19 protein-coding genes are annotated in these 24,412 nt (G+C 63.4%); 13 read left to right on the top strand and 6 right to left on the bottom strand.

Translation table 11 applies throughout. The annotated features are described in order from the left end of the window. Positions 1–212: 212 nt before the first annotated feature. The 4 genes from yidC to rpmH form a co-directional block, all read right to left on the bottom strand. Positions 213–1,235: a membrane protein insertase YidC gene (gene yidC / locus GFD18_RS06250; RefSeq protein ID WP_100510361.1), complete on the bottom strand. Its 1,023-nt coding sequence runs from the start codon at positions 1,233–1,235 to the stop codon at positions 213–215. A 21-nt stretch (positions 1,236–1,256) separates the two neighbouring features. Continuing rightward, positions 1,257–1,616, bottom strand: coding sequence for a membrane protein insertion efficiency factor YidD (yidD, locus tag GFD18_RS06255; protein WP_204313975.1), 360 nt, complete (start codon positions 1,614–1,616; stop codon positions 1,257–1,259). 17 nt (positions 1,617–1,633) lie between these two features. Next, positions 1,634–2,104 (bottom strand): ribonuclease P protein component, encoded by a 471-nt coding sequence (gene rnpA / locus GFD18_RS11095; protein WP_163198830.1) that lies wholly within the window; start codon positions 2,102–2,104, stop codon positions 1,634–1,636. A 65-nt stretch (positions 2,105–2,169) separates the two neighbouring features. Then, the gene (rpmH, locus tag GFD18_RS06265; protein WP_093961566.1) at positions 2,170–2,304 is read right to left on the bottom strand and encodes a 50S ribosomal protein L34; all 135 of its coding nucleotides are present in this window, start codon (positions 2,302–2,304) and stop codon (positions 2,170–2,172) included. A gap of 377 nt (positions 2,305–2,681) precedes the next feature. Between rpmH and dnaA the strand changes: the two genes are divergently transcribed. The 12 genes from dnaA to GFD18_RS06325 all read left to right on the top strand — a co-directional run bounded on the left by dnaA (position 2,682) and on the right by GFD18_RS06325 (position 19,847). Beyond that, positions 2,682–4,391 (top strand): chromosomal replication initiator protein DnaA, encoded by a 1,710-nt coding sequence (dnaA, locus tag GFD18_RS06270; RefSeq protein ID WP_404801616.1) that lies wholly within the window; start codon positions 2,682–2,684, stop codon positions 4,389–4,391. Between the two features lie 461 nt (positions 4,392–4,852). Then, on the top strand, positions 4,853–5,977 hold the full coding sequence (gene dnaN, locus GFD18_RS06275; RefSeq protein WP_163198832.1) for a DNA polymerase III subunit beta: 1,125 nt from the start codon (positions 4,853–4,855) through the stop codon (positions 5,975–5,977). Positions 5,978–6,162: 185 nt separating this feature from the next. Next, a complete protein-coding gene (gene recF / locus GFD18_RS06280; RefSeq protein WP_163198835.1) occupies positions 6,163–7,326 on the top strand; it encodes a DNA replication/repair protein RecF in 1,164 nt (387 codons plus the stop codon). Next, on the top strand, positions 7,313–7,882 hold the full coding sequence (locus GFD18_RS06285; RefSeq protein WP_163198838.1) for a DUF721 domain-containing protein: 570 nt from the start codon (positions 7,313–7,315) through the stop codon (positions 7,880–7,882). The genes recF and GFD18_RS06285 overlap by 14 nt, the downstream gene beginning before the upstream one ends. Positions 7,883–8,133: 251 nt before the next feature. Then, positions 8,134–10,200: a DNA topoisomerase (ATP-hydrolyzing) subunit B gene (gene gyrB / locus GFD18_RS06290; RefSeq protein WP_318644386.1), complete on the top strand. Its 2,067-nt coding sequence runs from the start codon at positions 8,134–8,136 to the stop codon at positions 10,198–10,200. A 187-nt stretch (positions 10,201–10,387) separates the two neighbouring features. Further along, positions 10,388–13,069: a DNA gyrase subunit A gene (gyrA, locus tag GFD18_RS06295; protein ID WP_163198841.1), complete on the top strand. Its 2,682-nt coding sequence runs from the start codon at positions 10,388–10,390 to the stop codon at positions 13,067–13,069. Between the two features lie 17 nt (positions 13,070–13,086). Further along, complete coding sequence (locus tag GFD18_RS06300) at positions 13,087–13,659, top strand: DUF3566 domain-containing protein (protein ID WP_225432928.1); 573 nt, start codon at positions 13,087–13,089, stop codon at positions 13,657–13,659. A gap of 264 nt (positions 13,660–13,923) precedes the next feature. Continuing rightward, positions 13,924–15,207, top strand: a complete 1,284-nt coding sequence (locus tag GFD18_RS06305) for an alpha/beta hydrolase (RefSeq protein WP_163198844.1) — start codon at positions 13,924–13,926, stop codon at positions 15,205–15,207. Between the two features lie 231 nt (positions 15,208–15,438). Next, positions 15,439–16,761, top strand: a complete 1,323-nt coding sequence (locus GFD18_RS06310) for a gluconate:H+ symporter (RefSeq protein ID WP_163198847.1) — start codon at positions 15,439–15,441, stop codon at positions 16,759–16,761. A gap of 281 nt (positions 16,762–17,042) precedes the next feature. Next, on the top strand, positions 17,043–18,266 hold the full coding sequence (locus tag GFD18_RS06315; RefSeq protein WP_163198850.1) for an Ldh family oxidoreductase: 1,224 nt from the start codon (positions 17,043–17,045) through the stop codon (positions 18,264–18,266). 84 nt (positions 18,267–18,350) lie between these two features. Then, on the top strand, positions 18,351–19,007 hold the full coding sequence (locus GFD18_RS06320; RefSeq protein ID WP_163198852.1) for a GntR family transcriptional regulator: 657 nt from the start codon (positions 18,351–18,353) through the stop codon (positions 19,005–19,007). A 138-nt stretch (positions 19,008–19,145) separates the two neighbouring features. Continuing rightward, positions 19,146–19,847 (top strand): LysE family translocator, encoded by a 702-nt coding sequence (locus GFD18_RS06325; RefSeq protein ID WP_163198855.1) that lies wholly within the window; start codon positions 19,146–19,148, stop codon positions 19,845–19,847. Positions 19,848–20,009: 162 nt separating this feature from the next. Here the strand turns inward: GFD18_RS06325 and GFD18_RS06330 are convergent, their stop codons facing one another. Next, positions 20,010–20,549 (bottom strand): cytidine deaminase, encoded by a 540-nt coding sequence (locus GFD18_RS06330; RefSeq protein ID WP_318644388.1) that lies wholly within the window; start codon positions 20,547–20,549, stop codon positions 20,010–20,012. Positions 20,550–20,694: 145 nt separating this feature from the next. Next, a complete protein-coding gene (locus GFD18_RS06335) occupies positions 20,695–21,315 on the bottom strand; it encodes a TetR/AcrR family transcriptional regulator (protein ID WP_163198861.1) in 621 nt (206 codons plus the stop codon). Positions 21,316–21,641: 326 nt separating this feature from the next. On the opposite strand from GFD18_RS06335, the gene GFD18_RS06340 reads away from it, so the two are divergent. Then, positions 21,642–23,939, top strand: a complete 2,298-nt coding sequence (locus GFD18_RS06340; protein ID WP_163198863.1) for an exo-alpha-(1->6)-L-arabinopyranosidase — start codon at positions 21,642–21,644, stop codon at positions 23,937–23,939. Positions 23,940–24,412: the final 473 nt, after the last annotated feature.

Genomic DNA, 24,412 nt, shown 5'->3' on the forward strand with positions numbered 1-24,412 from the left:
CGTATTCCAGACAGACGGCCTAAAAGTTACGTAGATTTATCATTTCAACAGGTCGCAATGTGGCCGTATCGGCGGGGATGACTGCCGATACGGCCACATGACGGATGCGGGCCGGCGTCGCCGGACGCGGCCGGGACCGCGGTGCGGGGAACGTCCCGCGACCTGGGGGAACACGGGCGAATCGCGCCGGCCCAAGGCGCGGCGCGATTCACTCAGCGGTTCTTCTTGCTCTTGTTCTTCTTGCGGTTCGGCTGCTGGCGCTGATGACCCTGCTCGGCACGCTCGGCGGCCGCGGCCTTGGCCTTGGCGAGGGCCTCCTCCTCGACGCTCGGCAGACCCTTGCGCTTGCGGCGCTCCTCCTCGCGCTTGCGCACGCGGCGGGCGCGGGTCTCGGCGGCCGGCGAGCCCGGGGTGGGCATGTGCTCGACCTGCCAGATGGTGCGGATGAGGTTGCACACGTTGTTGGTGAGCCAGTACACGAGCACGCCGAACGGGAACGTGGCACCAGAGAAGATGTACATGAGCGGGAAGATGAACATCATCGAACGCTGCATGTTGTACTGCTGGCCCTGCATGGATTCACGCGGCAGGTTGCGACGCAGGTTGTAGTACTGCTGCAGGAACATGAGTCCGCACATGAGCGCGATGAAGACGCCGATGGTGATGCGGGCGCTGGAGCCGGAGGTGGAGAACATGCTGGCGAGCGACACGTTGAACACGTGCGTGGCCTCGAAGTCCTTGGCCACCTCGACGGTGAACGCGCCGTACGGGGCCTTCACGCCGCGGGCGACGTAGCTCACGGAGGAAAGCACGTAGAACATGGTCATGAAGATGGGCGACTGGATGAGCAGCGGCAGGCAGGAGCCGGCCGGGTTGGCGCCCATGTCCTGATAGAGCTTCATGGTCTCGCGCTGCTGCGCCTCACGGCTGGCCGGGTCGGTCTTGCCCTTGTACTTGGCCTGGATGTGCTGCAGCTTGGGCTGGATGGCCTGCATCTTCTGCATGGACTTCATCTGGCGCACGAAGATCGGCAGGATGCACAGGTGCACGAAGATCACGAGCAGCACGATGGACATCCACCATGCGGCGCCCGGGCCGTCCTGGAAGCCCAGGAACGTCAGCGCCTTGTGGAAGATGACCAGCAGATGGGTCATCAGCCATTCGATGGGGTAAAGAATCTTGTAGAAGAACGCGAAGAAGCTGGCGTTGTCCAGATAGAACACGTTCTGATTCAACGGTGTCACGGGTTTGCCTCCTTAAAGGCTCGACGGAGCGGAATGAACGGAGGCATCATGATGATCGATACAATTGCTACGCTCCGTTGATGTCTCCTCGTCGTTCAGTTCGTAGTTCAGTGGCGTCAGCCGAGGCTCCTCATGGGCCTTGGACCACGAAAAACGATAGAACAGAGAGAATTGTTGGGGAACGTCATCTATTCCCCCGCGGCTCCACGGCCGACAACGCAGCAGTCTGAGCGCGGCGAGCACGCCGCCCCTCAGCGCCCCGAATCGGGCGACGGCGGTCACGGCATAGTGCGAGCACGACGGATAATATTTGCAGCAGGGGCCGAACAACGGCGATATCCTGCGCTGATACCAGCGAATCGCCCCTATCATCGCCCCGGCCACGACGCTCATGGCCTGGGCTCGCCCTTCGGACGGGCGTCGCCGGTGTCGCGGGCGTCACGGGCACCGCAGGACCCGCCCGCGGCGGCGGCCGCCTCGGCCTTCGCCACCCGATGCGCCACGCGCTCGAACAGCATCCCCACCTGTTGGTCGAGCGAAGCGAACTCCGCCTTGGGGGTGGACGGCTTGGCGCGCATGATCACGTCGCATGAGTCCGGCAGCAGCGATTCGTGCTGCCGGGCCAATACGCGGAAGCGGCGCTTGACGCTGTTCCTGGTCACCGCGTTACCTACTGCCTTGGATACGGCGAGTCCGAGACGCCGGGCCTCGGGGTCGGCCATGCCGCTCCCCCTGGTCGTCGCGTCCCCGGCGACGTTCTTCGGGCGAACATGAAAATGGACCACAAGATCCTTGCTGGATACTTTGGCCCTGGTTTTCAATACGCCGACGAAGTCGCGATGGCTTTTCAGCCGTTCCACTTCAGTAACCGATGATTCTTTGGTCTGCGGTCTACCGACTAACTTTGCGTTGCCGTCGAGAAGTCTCAGGCGGAAAGAACCTTGCGGCCCTTGGCGCGACGACGGTTGATGAGCGCGCGGCCGGAACGGGTGCGCATGCGGGCACGGAAACCGTGCTTCATGTGACGACGGCGGTTGTTCGGCTGGAATGTCCTCTTCATAGTTTTGCTCCCGGTTATTTTTGGCCATGCAAAAGCACGGCTCCTCATGAGTCAAGCTGTTCTAGCCTACACGCAGCGCTGTACTGAGTCAAACTTCCGGCCATCCCGCGGCCACCGAACATTCACAAAGTTATTCGCCTTATCCACATTTATCCACATCGACGATTGTGGATAACTCGGGTGTTTTCTCCAAAACGCTTGTTTTCCAACGCTTTGCGGAGAAAAGTTATCCACAAATTGCACCCCTGTTATCCACAAATTACACAAATGTTATTCACAATCCAGTGTTTTCAACACGCTAGCTTGTGGATAACTTGTTTTGAAGGGCGTATAAAAGTGTATCTGTATCGCATCCGTCAACGGTAAAGGAGGAGCAGATGGCCATGGATGCCGCGTCGCCGGCGGAAGATGCGTATCGCATCTGGACGGTCGCCTGCGACAGCCTTCGTCACGACGATACGCTCAGTCCGCGTGACATGAGCTGTGTGGAGGACATCACGCCGGTCAGCGTGTTCGATTCGATGATTGTGCTCAACGCCTCCAACGAGATCACGCGCATCACCATAGAGAACAAGGAGGCCGTGCTGCACGCGCTGCAGGCGGCGAACGGCGGAGAGCCGCTCATTCCTCTTATCAAGATCGTTCCCCATGCGCCGTCGTCGCAGTCCGAAAACGGCGGGTCCTCGTCCCGTTCGGGCCGGGGGGCGTCGAACCGCTCGCGTTCGGGAGGCTCGGGCGCCTCCTCGCGCCAGTCATCGGCGAAAGGCGGCCGGTCGTCAGCCAAGTTCCCCGGCAAATCGGCGTCCGGAAAGGCCACGGACAGGCCGGGCGCGAAGTCGTCGGGCCGTGGTGAGTCCGCCAGTCGTTTTGCGAATAATGCGAAAACGTTTAACGACCTGCCGAAGATGCCTTCGGGGGGTAAATTCGTTCAGGAGAAGCTCGACGACTTCTCCGACGTGGCCGTCAAGAACCCGCTGGAGAACACCATCGCGGTTCCCGGCGTGCCGGCCGGCGGCACCAAGGTGGCCCGGGACGAGGAGACGCATCTCAACCGCAACGCCACGTTCGACACCTTCGTCCCCGGCGATTCCAACCGCTTCGCCCGCGCCGTGGCGCTGGCCGTGGCCGAGGCACCGGGACGCGCGTTCAACCCGTTGTGCGTGTACGGCGGATCGGGTCTGGGCAAGACCCACCTGCTCAACGCCATCGGCAACTACGCACTGCGCGAGGACCCCTCGCTCAAGGTGCGCTACGTGAATTCCGAGGAGTTCACCAACGAGTTCATCGAGTCGCTGCAGGGCGAGGCGCAGGCCAACGGCCTGATCGCCGAATTCAACCGCCGCTACCGCGAGGTCGACGTGCTGCTCATCGACGACATCCAGTTCCTTGGCGGCAAGGAGGCGACGCTCGAGCAGTTCTTCCACACGTTCAACGCACTGCACGACGCCAACAAGCAGATCGTCATCGCGTCCGATGTGGCACCGAAGAACCTCAAGGGCTTCGAGGCCCGCCTGATCTCCCGCTTCGATTCGGGTCTGTCCGTGGACGTCAAGCCGCCGGACCGCGAGACCCGTATCGCCATTCTGCGCATGAAGGCCCAGATCTCCAACCTGGAGATTCCCAACGACGTGCTCGATCTCATCGCCGAACAGGTTACGGATAACATCCGTGAGCTGGAGGGCGCGCTGACGCGAGTGACCGCCATGGCCAGCCTGAACAACCAGGCCATCACCCGCACACTGGCGGAGCAGACGCTGCAGGACTTCTTCACCACCGAGGTGGAGATCAAGCCGACCGACATCATCACGCAGGTGGCCCAGTACTTCCAGCTGTCGTTCGACGATCTCGTCGGCCCGTGGCGCGCGAAGAACGTGGCCCTGGCCCGTCAGATCGCCATGTACATGACGAGGGAGCTCACCAGCCTCTCATTGGTCGATATCGGCGAGATATTCGGCGGCAGGGACCACTCCACGGTCATGCACGCCTACAAGAAGATCCAGGCCGGCATGGCGCAGAAACGCGAGGTGTACAACTACGTCAACGAGCTCACCGGCCGTATCAAACGGCATACCAATCCGGGGGCCTGATTCGGGACCGCGGGTTATCCACATCGATGTCGCGCCTGGGGATTTCAACACGCCGCAGGCGCGAATTTTTCGGGAAAGTTATCCACATAGTTATCCACGTCTCGGGCGAAAACCCGTGGATAACCCCTGTTTTTCCGGTGGAAAACCTGTTGGCAAGCCGTTGAAAACCGGCCTAAAAATGTTGAAAAACCGCGGTTCCGCCGCAGCTGTGGAAAACCTGCCTAGTTATCCACATCCCATCCGCAAGTTATCCACATTCGGTGGGGATGCCGTACGCTAGGCATAGCAACGGAAGGAAAAGTTATCCACATTTTCCACAGCCCTTATTACTACGATTACTTATTCATCTACTTCGGGTAGTCATCACCCCAACCAGCGCCGGGATATCTCTGGGGATAGGCAAAGATATCCCCAGTAGAATGAAAACCAGCATTTTCGAATCCCTATAGCAAGGAACAGCAATGAAGGCAGAAATCGACTCCGCAGCGCTTGCAGATGCCGTGGCATGGACGTCACGCGTCATCCCCGTCCGCCCCACAACTCCGATCCTCTCCGGAGTGAAGCTTGAAGCGATCGACGGAACGCTTCAGCTTTCCGCCTTCGACTATGAGGTATCCGCACGTCATCACATCGAAGCGGGCATCGATGAACCGGGAACCGCAGTCGTTCTCGGAAAACTGCTGGCGGACATCGCCAAATCGCTGCCGGCGGAGAAGGCATACCTGAGCACCGAGGGTTCCAAGCTCATCATCTCCTCCGGAAAGTCCTCGTTCTCGCTGCAGCTCATGCCCGAAAACGAATATCCGGATCTGCCGATCGTGCCGGCGAAGCTCGGACAGGTCGATGCCGACACCTTCGCCCATGCCATCACCCAGGCGTCGGTCGCGGTGGCCCGCGAGGAAAACCGACCTGTGCTCACCGGCGTGAAGATGCAGTTCTCCGGAGACCGCGTGGTGATGACGGCCACCGACCGCTTCCGTCTCTCCCGCGCCAGCTTCACCTGGACCCCCGAGAATCCGGAGCTCGAAACCGTTGCGCTGGTTCGCGGATCGCTGCTGCGCGATGTCGCCCGTTCGCTGAACACCAGCCAGAACGTGGTGCTCGACTTCGATGCCGACAAGCCGGTGCTCATGGGCTTCGAGAATGCCGGACGCACGTCGACCGCGCAGCTGATCGACGGCGAATTCCCCGCGGTCGACCGCCTGTTCGCCGACGAATATCCGATTCATGCGGTGCTCGACAGGCAGCGTCTGCTTGATTCGATTCGCCGAGTCGCGCTGGTCGCCGAGCGCAACGCCCCGATCCGCATGGTGTTCTCCGGCGACGAGGTGGTGCTGTCCGCCGGTGCCGCCGACGAATCGCAGGCCACCGAATCGCTGCCGGTCGACATGGACGGCGAGGACATCACCGTGGCGTTCAACCCGAGCTATCTCATCGAAGGTCTTTCGGCCATCGCCGAACCGTACGTTCGCATGAAGATGACGACCGCGGTGAAGGCCGTGGAATTCAACGGGCAGCAGGAGGCCGACTCCGAGGAGTCCCTCGACTACCGCTACCTGCTTGTGCCGATGCGTTTCACTGACTGACGACTGATCGATTCGTGCCGTCGGAGCCGGCTTCGGCCGGCAACGGCGGTGCGGGGTGGAGGGCTCGTCGTTCGGACCCCCTACCCCGCTTTCCACGGAAGGAATCTACCCACTCGAAAATAGCCCCTGTACTATTTTCTTATGCATGACAATGCATAATTATTCTGTAAAGGTGAACATTCGCGATGTTCGTTTCTCGATTGGCGTTGGATGATTTTCGATCATGGCATCAGCTCGTCGTCGATTTCGAGCCCGGTCTGAACGTGCTGGTCGGCGCGAACGGCCTGGGCAAGACGAACATCGTGGAGGCGCTCGAGGTGTTGTCGACCGGATCGAGCCATCGCACGACCTCCTCGGCCCCTCTGGTGCGTGCCGGCACGTCGAAGGCCACCGTCCGCGCCAATGTGGAGGATTCCGGCGTCACGACGCTGTATGAGGTCTCCATCCCCGTGCGCGGCGCGAACCGTGCGCGCATCAACTCCGGAAAATCGCTGTATATGCGTGATGTCGTCGGCAAGATTCCCTCGGTGACCTTCTCCCCCGAGGACCAGCGGCTTGTCTCGGCCGATCCCGCGAACCGCCGCTCGTTCCTCAACCAGGCGGCCTCTCAGCTGCTTCTGGACTATTACGACGCGTTGCAGCGGTTCAATCAGACCGCCAAGCAGCGTTCGGCGCTGCTGCGGCAGCTCAGCCAGCGTCAGATGGCCGGCGCTCCCGTCGATGCGGCGCTCAGCGGCCTGGAGATCTGGACCGGCCAGTTCATCGAGACCGGCATGGCGTTGACCTCGCTGCGTGCGAAGGTCGTGGAGAGGCTGGATGCGCCGTTCTCCCGCATCTACCGTGCGTTGGCCGGCGACCGGCATCATGCGCGACTCGTCTATGCGCCGTCGTTCGAGGAGATGCGGCAGCTCGGCGTCATCGGCGAGGGCGATGCCGCAGCGGACGCCCGAATGAACGCGCATGCGGCCATCAGCCAGCATTTCCAGCGCATCTACGCCGGCGAGGTCGCCCGCGCGCAGAACCTCATCGGTCCGCACCGCGACGACGTCATCTTCGAGCTCAACGGCCTGACCGCCCGCGAATACGCGTCGAACGGCGAGATGTGGACGCTCGCCCTCGCATTGAAGATGGCATTGTTCGAACTGCTGAAGGACGGGCGCGGCGACGACCCGCTGCTCATCCTCGACGATGTGTTCGCCCAGCTGGATGAATCCCGGCGTCGGCAGATCGTCGATTTCGCCGGCCGGCAGAGCCAGGTGCTCATCACCATGGCGGCCGAGACCGATATGCCCGCCGGTCTGGAGGCCAATCGCATCGACGTGCAGGAGCTCATCGATGCGGCGGCCTGAACGCGGCGGAGACGCAAGGGGTGCCGGCGGCGCGGGGAAGGTTCCGGCTCGTCACGACGTGCCCGCGGCCGAACTGCTGCACCTGGACCCGCGCAAACTCGAGGAGCGGGTGTTCGAACGGTATACGAACCGTGCGTCCGGCATCGCCCGGCGGAAGGAACGCGCCCGTGCGGCATGGCAGAACTTCGGCAAGCCCGGACGAGACCCGAGCACGCTCTCGTCGGTGTTGTCGGGTCTGGCGGCCCGGGGCAACTGGCGGCCCCACCTCATGATCGCCCAACTCGGCCGCCACTGGGACCAGGTCGTCGGCCCCGGCATCGCCCAGCACTCCCGCGTGGCCTCGTACCGGGACGGCGTGCTGACGATACAGGCCGAATCCTCGGTATGGGCCACCCAATTGACGTACATGATTCCGCAGATGCAGAAGACCATCGCCGAACGACTGCAGGGCATGCCGCTCGACCGCATCGTCGTGACCGGACCGAGGTCGGGCAGCTTCAAGCACGGCGCCAACGACCGGTCGACCGGCCAGTGGCGGCCGCGAGGCCGGTACTGACGCCGGTCGCGCACCGGGGTCCCGATGGGTATTGCGTAAAAAGGCTCAGAACGGCATAATGTCCCTGTTGGCTAGTACCCTATAGCCAGTATTGAAAGCGCGCGGAAGGCCCCATATTTCGAGATTTTGGGCATGGCACCTTTGCAAGAAGCCACGCAAGACGTCTGAAACGTCGGATTTTCGCCTCCGCGACGCGGGCTAGTTGGAAAGGATAGTTGGTGACAGACCAGACCCAGAATCCGCCCGAATCCATATCCGAAAATCAGAACACCGATTCCGTGAACGACGACCAGCTCGAAGACGCCCAGCTCGACGATTCGCTTGCACCGAAGCACTACGACGCCAGCGATCTGAAGGTGCTCGAAGGCCTCGAAGCCGTTCGCATCCGTCCGGGCATGTACATCGGATCGACCGGCCCGCGCGGCCTGCACCATCTCGTGTACGAGATCGTCGACAACTCCGTCGACGAGGCGCTCGCCGGCTACGCCTCGCACATCGAGGTGACGATTCTTCCCGACAACGGCATCCGCGTGGTCGACGACGGCCGAGGCATCCCGGTCGACATCGTGCCGGGCGAGGGCATCTCCGGCGTCGAGACCGTCATGACCAAGCTGCACGCCGGCGGCAAGTTCGGCGGCGGCGGATACGCCGTCTCCGGCGGCCTCCACGGCGTGGGCATCTCCGTGGTGAACGCCCTCTCCACCCGCGTGGACGTCGAGGTGCGTCGCCAGGGATTCCACTGGACGCAGACCTACATCGACCAGAAGCCGCAGTCCCGACTCAAGCAGGGCGAACCGATGGGCGCCGACGAGCACACCGGCACCTCCGTGACCTTCTGGGCCGATCCGGCGATTTTCGAGACCACCGAATACGACTTCGAGACCCTGCGCTCGCGCTTCCAGCAGATGGCGTTCCTCAACAAGGGCCTGAAGATCTCGCTCACCGACCTGCGCCATGTGGACGAGGCCGGCGACGAGGTGGCCGGCGACGACGGGAACGTCGCCGAAAGCCAGCACCAGACCGTGACCTACCAGTACGTCAACGGCATCCGCGACTACGTGGAGTACCTGGTGAAGGCGAAGAAGGCCGCGCCCGTGGTCGACGACATCATCGACATCGAGGCCGAGGACCTCAAGCTCGGCATCTCCGCCGAGATCGCCATGCAGTGGACGGGGGCATACTCCGAATCGGTGCACACGTTCGCCAACACCATCTCCACCACCGAGGGCGGCACCCACGAGGAAGGCTTCCGCGCGGCGCTCACCGGCCTGGTGAACCGCTACGCCCGCGAGAAGAACATCCTCAAGGACAAGGACGAGAACCTCTCCGGCGACGACGTGCGCGAAGGCCTGACCGCCGTCATCTCCGTGAAGCTCACCACCCCGCAGTTCGAAGGCCAGACGAAGACCAAGCTCGGCAACTCCGAGGCCAAGACCTTCGTGCAGCGCGTGATGACCGAGAAGATGACCGACTGGTTCGGCGAGCATCCGAAGGAAGCCAAGCTCATCGTGCAGAAGGGCATCGAGGCCTCCCGCGCCCGCATCGCCGCCAAGAAGGCGCGCGAGTCGACGCGCCGCAAGTCCATCTTCGAGACGGCCGGCATGCCCGACAAGCTCAAGGACTGCCAGTCGAGCAACCCCGAGGAATGCGAGCTGTTCATCGTCGAGGGCGATTCCGCAGGCGGCTCCGCCATCCAGGGCCGCAACCCGGAGACGCAGGCCATCCTGCCGCTCAGGGGCAAGATCCTCAACACCGAGCGTGCGAGCATCGACCGCATCATGAAGTCCGACACCATCGAATCGCTGATCACCGCGGTCGGCGGCGGCTACGGCGAGGACTTCGACATCTCCAAGGTGCGCTACCACAAGGTCATCATCATGGCCGATGCCGATGTCGACGGCGCGCACATCGCCACGCTGAACCTGACGCTGTTCTTCCGTTACATGCGACCGATGATCACCGCCGGCTACGTGTACGTGGCCATGCCGCCGCTGTACCGCCTCAAGTGGACGCGCGGCGACCACGACTACGTGTACACCGACGCCGAACGCGACGCCAAGCTCGCCGAGGGCAAGGCCGCAGGCCGACAGCTGCCCAAGGGCGAAGGCATCCAGCGCTACAAGGGCCTGGGCGAGATGACGTACCAGGAGCTGTGGGAGACGACCATGGACCCCGAGCACCGCATCCTCAAGCAGATCCACATCGAGGACGCGGCCGCGGCCGACGAAACGTTCTCCATGCTGATGGGCGACGACGTGGAACCCCGACGCCTCTTCATCCAGCGCAACGCGAAGGACGTTCGTTTCATCGACGCGTAAGCGGAGATGAACAGACGGCACTGTATCGACGCATGACCTCTTCTCAGGATCCCCTCGCTGAGGGGAGCTGTCAGCGAAGCTGACTGAGGGGGAGGAACCCCGTCAAGGAGTCGACTCCCCTCAGTCCCCCTGCGGTCGACAGCTTCCCTCGGAGAGGGGAGCCGAAATCAGACAAAAGGAAAACCAAGTGGCAGACGAAAACAACAGCGGCAGCGAGGCTGAGCAGAACGACGAGCGCGCCGAACGCTCGATGGAGCCCACCAGCCCGCAGGCCGGCGAGAAACTCGTGCTGGACGAGAACCGCGTGCAGCACACCGACATCCAGCAGGAGATGCGTCAGTCCTACCTCGACTACGCCATCTCCGTCATCGTGGAGCGAGCCCTGCCGGACGTGCGCGACGGCATGAAGCCGGTGCACCGCCGCATCGTGTACGCGATGTACGACGGCGGCTACCGTCCCGACCGCGGCTACTCGAAGTGCGCGCGTCCTGTGTCCGACGTGATGGGCAACTACCACCCGCACGGCGACGCTGCCATCTACGATTCGCTCGTGCGCATGGCCCAGCCGTGGTCCATGCGATACACGCTGGTCGACGGCCAGGGAAACTTCGGCTCGGCCGGTGACGATCCGCCCGCCGCCATGCGTTACACGGAGTGCCGCATGATGCCGCTCGCCATGGAGATGGTGCGCGACATCGACAAGGACACCGTGGACTTCGTTCCCAACTACGACGGCCGCACGCAGGAGCCGACCGTGCTGCCCGCGCGCTTCCCGAACCTGCTGGCGAACGGCTCCTCCGGCATCGCCGTCGGCATGGCCACGAACATCCCGCCGCACAACATGCGCGAGCTGGGCGAAGGCGTGCATTGGGCCCTCGACCATCCGGACGCCAGCCGCGAGGAGCTGCTCAACGCGCTCATCGGCATCATCAAGGGACCGGACTTCCCGACCGGCGCCACGATCCTCGGCCACAAGGGCATCGAGCAGGCGTACCGCACCGGCCGCGGTCTGATCACCATGCGCGCCGTGGTGAACACCGAGGAGATCAAGGGCCGCATGTGCCTCGTGGTCACCGAGCTGCCGTACCAGGTGAACCCGGACCGTCTGGCCGCCTCCATCCGCGAGGGCGTGCGCGACGGCAAGATCCAGGGCATCGCCGACATGCGCGACGAGACCTCCGGCCGCACCGGCCAGCGTCTCGTGCTCGTGCTCAAGCGCGACGCCGTGCCGAAGGTCGTGCTCAACAACCTGTACAAGCACTCGCAGCTGCAGCAGACGTTCGGCGCGAACATGCTCGCGCTGGTCGACGGCGTGCCGCGCACGCTTTCGCTCGACGCGTTCATCCGCCACTGGGTGAACCACCAGCTCGAGGTCATCGAACGCCGCACCCGCTACCTTAAGCGCGAGGCCGAGGAACGCGACCACATCCTTCAGGGCTACCTGAAGGCCCTCGACATGATCGAGGAGGTCATCGCCCTCATCCGACGCTCCCCCACCGTGGAGGCCGCCCGCAGCGGACTCATGGACCTGCTGGACGTGGACCAGGTGCAGGCCGACGCCATCCTGGCCATGCAGCTGCGCCGACTCGCGGCCCTCGAGCGCCAGAAGATCCTCGACGAGCACGAGGAGCTCATGCGCAAGATCGCCGACTACGAGGACATCCTCGCCAAGCCGGAACGCCAGCGCAAGATCGTGGGCGACGAACTCGACGAGATCATCGACAAGTACGGCGACGAGCGTCGCACGAAGATTCTGCCGTTCAGCGGCGAGGTCAACATGGAGGATCTCATCGCCGAGGAGAACGTGGTCGTCACCGTCACGCACTCCGGCTACATCAAGCGCACCAAGGCCGACGAGTACCGCGCGCAGCATCGCGGCGGCAAGGGCATCAAGGGCGCGCGCCTGCGCGAGAACGACGTGGTGGACCACTTCTTCCTCACCAGCACGCACAACTGGCTGCTGTTCTTCACCAACAAGGGCCGCGTGTACCGTCTCAAGGGCTATGAACTGCCGGAAGGCTCGCGCGATTCCAAGGGACAGCATGTGGCGAACCTGCTGCAGCTCGCCCCCGAGGAGAAGATCCAGCAGGTGCTGTCGATCCCGAACTACGAGGTCGCCGACTACCTGGTGCTCGCCACGAAGAGCGGCAAGGTCAAGAAGACGAAGCTCGCCGAATACGATTCCCCGCGTCAGGGCGGCCTCATCGCCGTGCGACTCATGGAATCCGAGGACGGCGCGAGCGACGAGCTCGTGGGCGCCGCATTGTGCAACGCCGACGACGACATCATCCTCGTCTCCCGCCACGGCATGAGCCTCAAGTTCTCCGCCAACGACGAGCAGCTGCGACCGATGGGCCGCCAGACCGCCGGCGTGCAGGGCATGAAGTTCCGCGACGGCGACGAGCTGCTCGCCATGGACGTGGTGCCCGAACAGTCCGAGGACGACCTGCTGGTCGTCACCGACGAGGGCTTCGCCAAGCGCACCGCCATCAGCGAATACCGCCTCCAGGGCCGCAACGGCTACGGCGTGAAGGCCGTGCAGCTGGCCGAGGGCCGCGGCTCCCTGGTCGGCGCGCTCGTGGTGAACGAGGACGATCAGGTCATGGCCATCATGAAGTCCGGCAAGGTCATCCGCTCCGACGTGGCCGAGGTCAAGCGCACCGGCCGCACCACGCAGGGCGTCACGCTCGCCAAGCCCGACAAGGGCGACGAGATCCTCTCCATCGCCCGCAACGCGGAGAAGGACGACGAGGAGCAGAACGACGCCCCCGCCGCGAACGATGGCGATACCGTGGAAACGCCCGCCGAGGCCGCCTCCACGTCCGAAAATGCTGGTAACCTCAGTGCAGCAGAAGACAGCGCTGAGTGATATCCGAAGGAGATTCCATGAGCGACGAACAGTCAGTGCCTGAGTCGGTTCCCATGCCGCAGTCGGGAGCCCGCGAGGGACGCAAGTCCCGTTCGACGGCGTCCTCCCCCAAGCCGTTGATTCCCGAAGACAACGCCAACGTGCCCAACGGCGCCGAGGAGGCCCCGGCCGCATTCCAGCCGCAGTCCGGCAAGGCGGCGAAGGCCGCACGCAAGTCCAGCGTCCCGCGCGCACGCCGCATGAAGCTGTCCCTGACGAAGGTCGACCCCTGGTCGGTAACCAAGGTCTCCTTCCTGCTGGCCATCGCCGGCGCCATCATCCAGGTGGTCGCCGTGGGCATGCTGTGGATGCTGCTGAACGCCATCGGCCTGTTCGACAACATCACGCAGATCGTCTCCACCACCGGTCTCGACAGCGGCGGCATCGACATCGCCAGCGTGCTGAGCATCGGCAAGGTGCTGAGCGTGACCACCATCTTCTCCATCTTCGAGATCGTGCTGGTCACCGTGCTCGCCACCATCGGCGCGTTCCTCTACAACGTCGTCAGCGCACTGGTCGGCGGCGTCCATGTGACGCTCGGCGACGACTGACGGACGGTCTCCAATCGTTACGGCGCTCCTTCGGGAGCGCCTTTTTCATTCCCGTTCGTCATGTCTTATGCGACGGATGGGAACCGTACGGGTCGTTGGGTTCCTGTTTGTTGTGGTTCGTGCGACGGATGGGAACCGAATCGCCGTTTGCATTCCTGTTCGTTGACGAATCGTGCCGGCCACGGACGAAACACAACAGACCGTGCATCCGTGTCGATGCACAAACGTGGGTTCTGCGATTATCGTTGGGGCTGGGAGGCTGTCATGACAGGAACATCAGACGCACAGGTCGGCGACGCAACGGAACCATCCGCGGCCGATGATACGGCGACGCGCGTGAACGCCGGCGTTCCCGGTTCGTCCGGCGGCAGCGGCACGGAACCCAGCCGGCGAAACGATGCCGCGTCAACGGCCAATGACGTCGGTTCCGTAAACGGCGCCGCGCTCCCCGGCTCGCTCGACCCCGAATGGGTTCCCGACACCATCATCCCCGGCTATCAGCAGCGCACGTTGCATCTCGGCGAGGACGACGAGGGCGAGCTGACCGCCACATTCGTGCGCAAGGACCCGTCGACGCTCACCTGGCGACATCGGTTCTTCCGTTGGAAGCACGCCGTGCCAAGACATGTACCGCTGGCCATCCTGTACGTGCACGGCTGGAACGACTTCTTCTACCGCCGGCACGCCTCCGAATTCTGGGAGTCGTTGGGCATCGCGTTCTACGCGGTCGACCTGCGCAAATACGGCCGTTCGTTCCATGACGGCCAGACCGCCGGATTCATCGACGACCTGCATGAGTACTTCACGGAACTCAACGCCCTGCGCGACCTCATCGTCGACGAGCTCGGCGACGACGTGCGCATCCTCGTGGTGGCGCACTCGTGCGGCGGACTCACCTCGTCGCTGTGGCTGGCCAATGAGCATCCGCATCATGTGAAGGCGCTGGCGTTGAATTCGCCGTGGCTGGAACTGCAGGGCAACCGCATCACCCGCATCATGACCACGCCGGTCGTCAAGGGGTTCGGCCTCGCCGGCGCGAAAAGCGTCATCCCCATCCGCGATCCCGGCTTCTACGGCCGCACGCTATGGGCCGACGAGGACGGCGAATGGGACTACAACACCGCCTATCCGTGGCCGAAAGCCGATTTCCAGACGCGCGCCAGATGGTTCGACGCCATCTATCGCGGGCAGGACGAAGTCTCGCGCGGGCTCGACATCGCCGTGCCGGTGCTGGTGTGCACATCCGACAAGTCGATGATCCTCGGCAAATGGGACGAGGCCATGCATGGGGCCGACACCGTGCTCGACGTGGTGGCGATCCGTCAGAACGCGCTGAATCTCGGCGATTTCGTCTCATTGGCACGCATCCGTGACGGACTGCACGACCTGTCGATGTCGGGCGGCGAGGCGCGACGTCGGTACTTCGGCACGGTGGCCGCATGGGCGAACCAATACGCGTGGAGCGGCAGGTCGCCGCACAGGCCGCTGCGCCCCGCCGCCATCGAGCGGGCGCTCGACGTTGTTGCGCAGCCTCGTGGCGGGATGTGATTTGCCATATTTTGCCTTGCATCGATAGACGACAGTGGGACTTTTGGCGAATATTCCCCCTGATTGCAGGACAAAAAATGGCAATCGAGTTGCGGGCGGGGACTCGACCGGAGTAATACAAGACCGTGCGCAACCGCACATGAGGAAAGAAACAGTGCGCTTGTTCGGCGACGTTGCCGAATTGCCGGTCATCGTGGGCGAACGGCGTCTGGATACAGAGGGGAATCATCCATGATTCAGCTTGTATGGGTACTGGTCGGCATCTGCCTGCTGGTGATCCTGAATCTGAAATTCAAGATGCACAACATGCTGTCGCTGCTGCTGGTAGGTCTGTTCATCGCGCTCACCGCCGGCATCCCGATCGACAAGATCATCACGGCGGTGGAGACCGGCGTCGGCGGCATCTTCGGCAAACTGGCCATCATCATCCTGTTCGGCGCCATCATCGGCAAGATCATGACCGACACCGGCGCCAGCCAGCGCATCGCCGACACCGTCATCGACAAGTGCGGCACCAAGTTCCTGCCGATCGGCCTGATGTTCATCGGCGTGATCTTCGGCATCGCCATGTTCTACGAGGTCGCCTTCCTGATCTCCGTGCCGCTCGTGCTCGCCGTGGCCAAGAAAGCCAAGGTGCCGTACATGAAGCTCGTCATCCCGATCGTCGTCGGCTGCACCATGGGCCATTCGCTCTTCCCGCCGCAGCCCGGTCCGGTCGCGCTGGTCGCCGCGTTCGACGCCGACATCTCCAAGGTGTACATCTACGGCATCCTCGCCATCATCCCCGCACTGCTGTGCGCCGGCCTGCTCCTGCCGAAGTTCCTGCCCGGCATCAAGGAGATTCCGCTGAACTCCATGCTCAAGCCCGCGCCCACCATGCCCGAGGACCAGCTGCCGTCGTTCGCCGCCTCCATCTCCATCCCGCTCACCCCGGCCGTGGTGATGATCGCCTCGTCGGTCATCAAGGAGTTCTTCGGCGAGAAGACCACCGTGTACAAGGTGTTCGGATTCATCGGCTCCGCCGAGATCTCGATGCTGCTCGCCCTCTTCGCCGCGTTCTTCCTGCTCATGCACAGCAAGGGCCAGACCGTCGCCGACCTCACCCACAAGATGGAGGAGGCCATCGGCCAGGTGGGCAACGTGCTGATCGTGATCTGCTCCGGTGGCATCATCAAGGAGGTCATCATCGAGTCCGGCGCCGCCGACCACATCGTGCAGCTGGTCTCCTCCATCCCGGTCTCGCCGTTCATCATCGCGTGGATCATCACCGCCATCATTCGTGTGCTCACCGGCCAGGGCGCCGTGGCCGCCATCACCGCGGCCGGCATGGTCGCGCCGCTGGTCACCCAGTTCGGTCTCGACCCGGCCCTGATGGTCATCTGCGTGGCCTGCGGTTCGAACACCATCACGCTGATGTACGACGGCGGCTTCCTGCTGTTCAAGGAGACGTTCGGCATTTCGATGAAGGACACGTTCAAGACTTGGGGTCTGCTGGAGCTCATCAACTCCGTGGTCGGCCTGCTGGCCGTGCTGGTCATCGACCTGTTCGTCTGATCGACGTGATTTCCGTATGACCGTGTGCGGCCTGTGCCGCACACAAGGTCGGTATCGGGAGCCCCGACTTCGCGACTGCGAGTCGGGGCTCCCGTCGTATGTACCGCCGATGGCATCCGGGCCGTCCGCTTTTTTGGCGCCTTTGAAAGAGCGAACCGTGAAACCGCCGGCAACATTGCTGGACATGGTTGGTCCGTCGCCCTATAGTCATATCCAACCGATATATCGGTTGGATATGGTAATGGATCAATCGATGATTCGCGCTTTCAAGGAGGAAGGCAATGGTCGCCACGGTCATGGATGTGAAGCAGGATGCAGTCACGGAGTTGGATGCGGCGGCGATGCCGGCCGAAGTCACGAAGCCAAGAATGAACGTCACCGTGCAGTCGAATATCGGCGACGGGCCGGCCGAGGCCGCCGCCGACCGCCATCGCTATGACGCGGCGGCGCTCAGGGAACTCACCAGCAGGATCGCCCAGGGCTACGGGCTGAGCGAACACGACGGCGACATCGTGGCCGATGTGCTTTCGTTCGCCGACACCCACGGCATCGACTCGCATGGCCTGCAGCGCTTCCAGCTCTACGATGCCCAGATGGGCAACAAGATCGACCCGACCGCCGAGGCCGAGGTCGTCGTCGATACGCCGGTGAGCACGGTCATCGACGGTCATCGGCGCATGGGCCAGGTCACCGGCCGTCAGGCGATGGACATGACCATCGCCAAGGCAAAGAAGACCGGCATGGCCATCGCCGCCGTCCGCCACTCCTGCCATTACGGCGCCGCCGGATACTACGCCAACCTCGCCGCCGAGCAGGGGCTCATCGGATTCTCGGTCACGAACACCGAGCCGGCCGTCTACCCGCTGTACGCCAATGATGTGTGGCTGGGCACCAACCCCATCGCCTGCGCGATACCGACGAAACCGCACACGTTCTTCTTCGACGCCAGCACGTCGGTCGTGGCCTACGGCAAGGTCGAGCTGTATTCCAAGCAGCGCAAGGACACCCCGGCCGCATGGGTCGTCGATCCGAACAACGAGCCGATCTACGACTCCACGGACGCCCTCGGCCGACTCATGCGATACGACAACGAGGCCGGTCTGCTCGCCACCGGCGGCAACAGCGAATACACGGGCGGCCACAAGGGCTACGGATTCTCGGTGCTTGTGGAGTTCTTCTCCGGCATCGTCTCGCAGGGCGCCACCACCGACCGCACCGCAGTCGGCGATCCGGTCGAAGGCATCAGCCACGGATTCATGGCCATCGACCCGCGGATCTTCGGTGACGCCGACACCATCCTCAGGAACTTCTCCGACTACCTCGACGAGATCCGCAATCTGCACGCCGTGCCCGGCAAACGCATCTACGTGCACGGCGACAAGGAGGCCGAGGCATACGAGGACCGCATCGCCAACGGAGTGCCGCTGTACCGCAAGACCGTCGAGGAACTGCGCGGCATCTGCGACAAGCTCGGCATCTCCTACGTCGGCGTGCTCGACCACTGAGCCACCGACCACTGAGCCGACCGGGTTCGGAATGGCGGTCCGTATACTGGGAAGCCGAAATCTTCCTCGGATAAAGGTGGCGGCATGCTAAGCAAACGAGATCAGGCGTATCGGTATCTGCGCGAACAGATCGTGTCGTGCCGTATCAAGCCGGGCGATCCCCTTGATGAAAAGCAGGCCGCCGAGAAGCTGGGATTCAGCCGCATGCCGGTGCGCGAGGCCGTGAACAAGCTGGCCGAAGAACATCTGGTCACCGTGTTCCCCTCGCGCGGCGTCATCGTCAGTCCGATCTCGTCGTCCGACTATCAGGAGATGCTCGACATCCGGTCGCTTATCGAACCGTATCTGCTGCATCGCGCCTGGCCGGCGGTGGCCGCCGGTGATCTCCGGGAGTTCCGTGCGGTGATGACGGAACGGCTTGATAATCCGGAATTGGAGACTGACTCCCCCGACGACGACTTCGACTACCGTTTCCATATGTATTTCGCCGAGCGTTCCGGCAGCCGTTATCTCATTTCGCTGATGAACATGATAATGACGCAGAGCCAGCGCATCCGCTTCTTCTCCGCGGTGGCGCCGCAGCGTACGCTCGACTCGTATCGCGAGCATGTGGCGATCATCGACGCCGTGCTCGCCGGTGACGAGGCCGCTGCGGCCGCGGCCATCCGCGAGCACCTGGACAATACTCGCGAAGGATATCTGCGCATCTCGCGCGCCCGTGAGGACTTCTTCCGCTCGTAGGCCGGCCTTTGCCGATCGTAGGCCGCGGTGTTCATTCGCGGGCCTGCCGTGCCGGAGCATACGCGAGACGGGCGTTCGGTCGTAATGGGCGACGTAATAGACTGATGCCGTTTATGTCGTTCGGAACGGGAGAAGACGATGACCTATATGCAGGCGTTGCTGGGATTCGCGCTGGTGGCGGGGTCGATGGCCCTGGTGCCGGGGCTTGACATGATGATGGTGCTGCACGAGACCATCAATACCTCGCGGCGCCGTGGCATCGCCGCCGCGTGGGGCATATCGTTCGGTGTGCTGGTATGGGCGGTCGCCGCCGCCGTCGGCCTGGCGGCGCTCATCAACGCGTTCCCCATGGCTTATGACGCGATTCGTGTGGTGGGCGGACTGTACCTGTTCTATCTGGCGTTCAGCATGGCGCGTAAGAAGAAATCGAACGCCGATGACATGACCGTCAAGGAGGTCGACACCGACGCCGGCCGTCAAACGAATGTTTCACGTGAAACGTCATTGCGCGAGTCGCCGACGTTCGGCGACTGCGCGCAGTCGTTCTTCCGCGGCTTCCTCACCGACTTCTTCAATCCGAAGATCGGTGTGTTCTATATCGCCATCATCCCCCAGTTCCTGGTGCCGGGCGTCGGCAACCTGCAGATGGGAGTCTCCCTCGGCCTCATCCATTTCGTCGAAAGCATCCTGGTGCTCACGACCGTGTCCTATGCCGCCGCGTTCTTTGCCGGTCGGCTGCGCAACGAACGGTCGCAGCGCATCCTCGGCCTGATTTCCGGCGCCATCATGGCGGTGCTCGGCGGAGTGACCATCGCCGATGTGGTGAAGAGCAGGCTCTAGTCGACGTCGGCTCGATACCGGCGGCGATGCCATTTCGAATCGATATGTGTTAGTCCAATACGTCAACACATAACAAGACGGCTCGGAGAAAAACCTCCGAGCCGTCTTTCATATGGCACGTATGTGGTGTGCGTCATGGCGTCGGCATCACGCGGCGTGATCTCACTTGCCGCCGAATGCACCGCCGAAGGGGTCGTCGGTGTCGAAGACCGGCTTCTCGGTGAGCGGATACAGTTCGTCAAGCGTGTAGGACTTGTATTCGGTCGGGCTCTTGGCGAGAATGATCTCGAAGTCTCGTTCGCAGAATTCGCAGAGGAATTCTCGACACATGCCACACGGCGAGCAGAACGACGTCAGCGGTCCCTTCGCTCCCCCGACCACCGCGATTCGGGTGAACTCGTGATGGCCTTCGGAAACGGCCTTGGCGCAGGCGGTGCGCTCGGCGCAGATGGTCGGCGCGAAGCCCATGTTCTCGATGTTGCAGCCGGTGTATACCGTGCCGTCGGTCGCCTCAAGCGCGGCGCCTACGCAGAAGTGCGAATACGGCGAATAGGAACCTTCGCGTGCCTCGATGGCCTTGGTGATGAGTTCCTCGGTGGAAATCGTGCTCATGTCATGCTCCTTTGCGGATTCGTTGCGGTGCCGCCGCGCATGCGATGTTTCACGTGAAACATCGTTGATATGCTGCGGCAGGGCCGCGATGGCCGAATCATATGGTCATCGCCGATTCATGCCCATTGTAGGTGGCGTGAGCTTTTGTGAAACGCTGCTCCTGCGCAAACTGAACAAAATTGCAGTGCGATTCCACCATGTCATGAACGGAAATGACCTTCGCGACAGGAGGTCTCTACCGGTATCCCTCCCACATCGGCAGCGGGAACAGCACATCCTCGCAGCGGGCCCACATCTTCTCGAAGTCCTGGCCGGGGGTGCGCAGCCAGCGAAGCTGGGCGCCATCCATCATGCTGAATCCGGCCAGCAGCACCTCCGCCGGATCGACGCCGTCGGGAACCGCCCACTGGATGTTCAGCGCCTGCTCCACCCCATCGCGCTCGCGCTGCGCGAAGTAGTCGTGCGCCGGATGATTCGGGTCCAGCGCCTCCGCGCTCAGCGTGGAGAACATATGCACCAGCTTCGGTCGACGGACGTTAATGGCCACGTTCTCCCGGAACATCTCGGCGAGCAGCGGTCGCGGCCTCGAGGCGCACGAGCGCAGCAGTTCGTTGGTCTCCTGGTCGTACATATCCGCCAGCACCATCTTCAGCAGGCCCTCCTTGCTGCCGACATAATGCAGCACGCCGGCCTTGGTCAGGTCGACCTCGGTCGCGATCTTCTGGATGGAGGTGCCGTAATAGCCCAACGTGCCGAAGTACTCGATGGCCGCGTCAAGAATCCGTTCGCGTCGTTCCGGGTCGCGAACGGAACCGCGTGAACGCGTGCCGCGTGTGGTTCGAGTGGTTGTGGCCATGATGTCTCTCATCCTTCCCTAGCGCTTCTCGTCCTGGGCCTTGCCGTAGGCGTCATCTCATCCATCATAGTCAATACCGTCCGGTCGGTAGGCGTTGGGTCGGGTTTGCGATCCTTGGTATTCGAACGATATTCGACACCTGTGTGTGTCGGGCCAAAAGTGGTGGTATGTTATTTACCAACCGGTCGGTTGTGATTTCGTCGATGAACATCACATCCGCTCGCAACATCGTCATCCAGCCAATACGAACACGACCATGACGTGGGGCACGGAAGCCCCTGCCGTACGGAACGAACCGCGGCGGCGACGTCGGAAAGCGAGAACCAATGAGCGAGAACACCAGCGCCGCAGCCCCTGGCACTTCCACGACCGGCGCCGCGAAGCCCTCCTACCCCAGCGTGAGGGACCTCACCGTCGAGGAGAAGGCCAGCCTCACCTCGGGCGGCGACGCCTGGCATCTGCAGGGCGTCGAGGCCAAGGGCATCCCCGGCTACATGATCACCGACGGCCCGCACGGCCTGCGCAAATCCCTCGCCACCGACACCGGCGACACCAACCTCGACGACTCCGTGCCCGCCACCTGCTTCCCGCCCGCCGCCGGCCTCGCCAGCTCGTGGAACCCGGCGCTGGCCGTCAGGGTCGGCGAGGCCATGGGCGAGGAATGCGTGCAGGAGAAGGTGGCCGTCATCCTCGGCCCCGGCGTGAACATCAAGCGCAACCCGCTCGGAGGCCGCTGCTTCGAATACTGGTCGGAGGACCCGTACCTGGCCGGCCACGAGGCCGTCGGCATCGTCGAGGGCGTGCAGTCCAAGGGCGTGGGCACCTCGCTCAAGCATTTCGCCGCCAACAACCAGGAGACCGACCGTCTGCGCATCTCCGCGCGCATCTCGCCGCGCGCCCTGCGTGAGATCTACTTCCCCGCGTTCGAGCACATCGTCAGGACCGCGCAGCCGTGGACCATCATGTGCTCCTACAACCAGATCAACGGCGTGCATTCCGCACAGAACCGCTGGCTGCTCACCGACGTGCTGCGCGACGAATGGGGCTTCAAGGGCATCGTGATGAGCGACTGGGGCGCCGACCACGACCGCGTGGCCTCGCTCAACGCCGGACTCAACCTCGAAATGCCGCCGAGCTTCACCGACGACGAGATCGTCTATGCCGCCCGCGACGGCCGTATCCAGCCCGCCCAGCTCGACCGCATGGCACAGGGCATGATCGACCTCGTCAACAAGGCCCGCCCGGCCATGAGCCAGAACGACTACCGCTACGACGTCGACGCCCACGACGAGGTCGCCCATCAGGCCGCCGTCGAATCCATCGTCATGCTCAAGAACGACGGCGCCATCCTCCCCCTCGCCGCCGACGCCAAGGTCGCCGTGATCGGCGAATTCGCCCGCACCCCGCGCTATCAGGGCGGCGGCTCCTCGCACATCACCCCCACGAAGATGACCGGCTTCCTCGATACCCTCGCGCAGCGCGGCATCGACGCCACCTTCGCGCCCGGCTTCACCTTCGCCGACGAGCCGCAGGACCAGGCCCTCACCGACGAGGCCGTGGCCGCCGCGAAGTCCAACGACGTCGTGCTGCTGTTCCTCGGCCTGCCCGAGGCGGCCGAGTCCGAAGGCTTCGACCGCGAATCGCTCGACATCCCCGCCAAGCAGGTCGCCCTGCTCGAGGCCGTGGCCGCCGCCAACGAGAACGTCGTCGTGGTCCTGTCCAACGGCTCCGTCGTCTCCATCGCCCCGTGGCGCGACCACGCCAAGGGCATCCTCGAATCGTGGCTGCTCGGCCAGGCCGGAGGCCCCGCGCTCGCCGACGTCATCTTCGGCGAGCAGAGCCCGTCCGGCAAGCTCGCCCAGTCCATTCCGATGGACATCAACGACGACCCGAGCATGATGAACTGGCCGGGCGAGGAAGGCCACGTCGACTACGGCGAAGGCGTGTTCGTCGGCTACCGCTACTACGACACCTACGACAAGCCGGTCGCCTACCCGTTCGGCTACGGACTGAGCTACGCCACGTTCGCGCTCGCCGACGTCGCCGTGACGAAGTCCGGCGCAAACACTGCCCATGTTTCCGCCACCGTGACCAACACGTCCGACGTCGACGGCGCCGAGGTCGTGCAGGTGTACGTCGCGCCCGGCAAGGCCGAGGTCGCCCGTCCCCGCCACGAGCTCAAGGGATTCGAGAAGGTGTTCCTCAAGGCCGGCGAATCCACGACCGTCGAGTTCGACCTCGACGAGCGCGCCTTCGCCTACTGGTCCGAGACGTTCGACGACTGGCACGTCGAAGCCGGTGAATACACGGTCGAGGTCGGCGTCAGCTCGCGCGACGTCGCCGCCTCCGGCGTCGTCGCGCTCGACGGCGACGGCAAGGCGAAGCCGCTGACCGAATGGTCCACGTACGGCGAATGGCAGGACGATCCCGTCGGCGCGAGGATCGTCGCCGACATGGAGTCGCGCGGCAGGGCCGGCACGCTCCCCCAGCTGCCCGACACCGACATCGTGCGCGTCTTCCTCAAGACGCTGCCCATCAACTCGATGCCGATGATCAAGAGCGACGGCGGCAAGGAGCTCACCGCCTTCCTGCTCGACGAATACGCCAGGGCGACGGCGAAGTAGCCGATATCGGCGAAGTCATCATCCAACCCCCTCGGTTTCGCGGCCGCGCATCGCGCGGACGACGCGAAACATCGGGGGTTGGATTACTGTATTCAGGAGGGTATCGGCGCTCGGACAGGTTGCGTCCAGCAATATGGGCGACAATCGACGTCGGCCGGACGGCGTATGACGTCGGACGATGGGCGGAACGACGTGCGGCGACAACGACAGATGACAGACGAGGAAAGGCGAACGGCGTGTCCGCAGCAGATATGAATGATTTTGCCGGCATCGATGACTCCATCGATGCGGCCGGGGACATCAAGCCGTTGAGTTTCGATTTCGACGAGGCGACCCCCGATATCCCGAATATTCCCGATATTCCGATTCCGGTGCCGCCGGCCGCGTCCGGCCGTGCGGGGTCGGCCGCCGAGGCGCGGGCCGATGACGTGCGTGCCGATGAGGCACCCGCCGATGATGGTCGCGCCGATGAT

It is taken from the genome of Bifidobacterium saimiriisciurei (genome assembly GCF_010667655.1).
Lineage (GTDB): Bacteria > Actinomycetota > Actinomycetes > Actinomycetales > Bifidobacteriaceae > Galliscardovia > Galliscardovia saimiriisciurei.

Bases quoted from the DNA above. Each gene is read 5' to 3' on its own strand.
- yidD (WP_204313975.1), bottom strand. From the start codon at position 1,616: ATGATAGGGGCGATTCGCTGGTATCAGCGCAGGATATCGCCGTTGTTC.
- rpmH (WP_093961566.1), bottom strand. From the start codon at position 2,304: ATGAAGAGGACATTCCAGCCGAACAACCGCCGTCGTCACATGAAGCAC.
- dnaA (WP_404801616.1), top strand. From the start codon at position 2,682: ATGGCCATGGATGCCGCGTCGCCGGCGGAAGATGCGTATCGCATCTGG.
- dnaN (WP_163198832.1), top strand. From the start codon at position 4,853: ATGAAGGCAGAAATCGACTCCGCAGCGCTTGCAGATGCCGTGGCATGG.
- recF (WP_163198835.1), top strand. From the start codon at position 6,163: ATGTTCGTTTCTCGATTGGCGTTGGATGATTTTCGATCATGGCATCAG.
- GFD18_RS06285 (WP_163198838.1), top strand. From the start codon at position 7,313: ATGCGGCGGCCTGAACGCGGCGGAGACGCAAGGGGTGCCGGCGGCGCG.
- GFD18_RS06300 (WP_225432928.1), top strand. From the start codon at position 13,087: ATGAGCGACGAACAGTCAGTGCCTGAGTCGGTTCCCATGCCGCAGTCG.
- GFD18_RS06305 (WP_163198844.1), top strand. From the start codon at position 13,924: ATGACAGGAACATCAGACGCACAGGTCGGCGACGCAACGGAACCATCC.
- GFD18_RS06310 (WP_163198847.1), top strand. From the start codon at position 15,439: ATGATTCAGCTTGTATGGGTACTGGTCGGCATCTGCCTGCTGGTGATC.
- GFD18_RS06315 (WP_163198850.1), top strand. From the start codon at position 17,043: ATGGTCGCCACGGTCATGGATGTGAAGCAGGATGCAGTCACGGAGTTG.
- GFD18_RS06320 (WP_163198852.1), top strand. From the start codon at position 18,351: ATGCTAAGCAAACGAGATCAGGCGTATCGGTATCTGCGCGAACAGATC.
- GFD18_RS06325 (WP_163198855.1), top strand. From the start codon at position 19,146: ATGACCTATATGCAGGCGTTGCTGGGATTCGCGCTGGTGGCGGGGTCG.
- GFD18_RS06335 (WP_163198861.1), bottom strand. From the start codon at position 21,315: ATGGCCACAACCACTCGAACCACACGCGGCACGCGTTCACGCGGTTCC.
- GFD18_RS06340 (WP_163198863.1), top strand. From the start codon at position 21,642: ATGAGCGAGAACACCAGCGCCGCAGCCCCTGGCACTTCCACGACCGGC.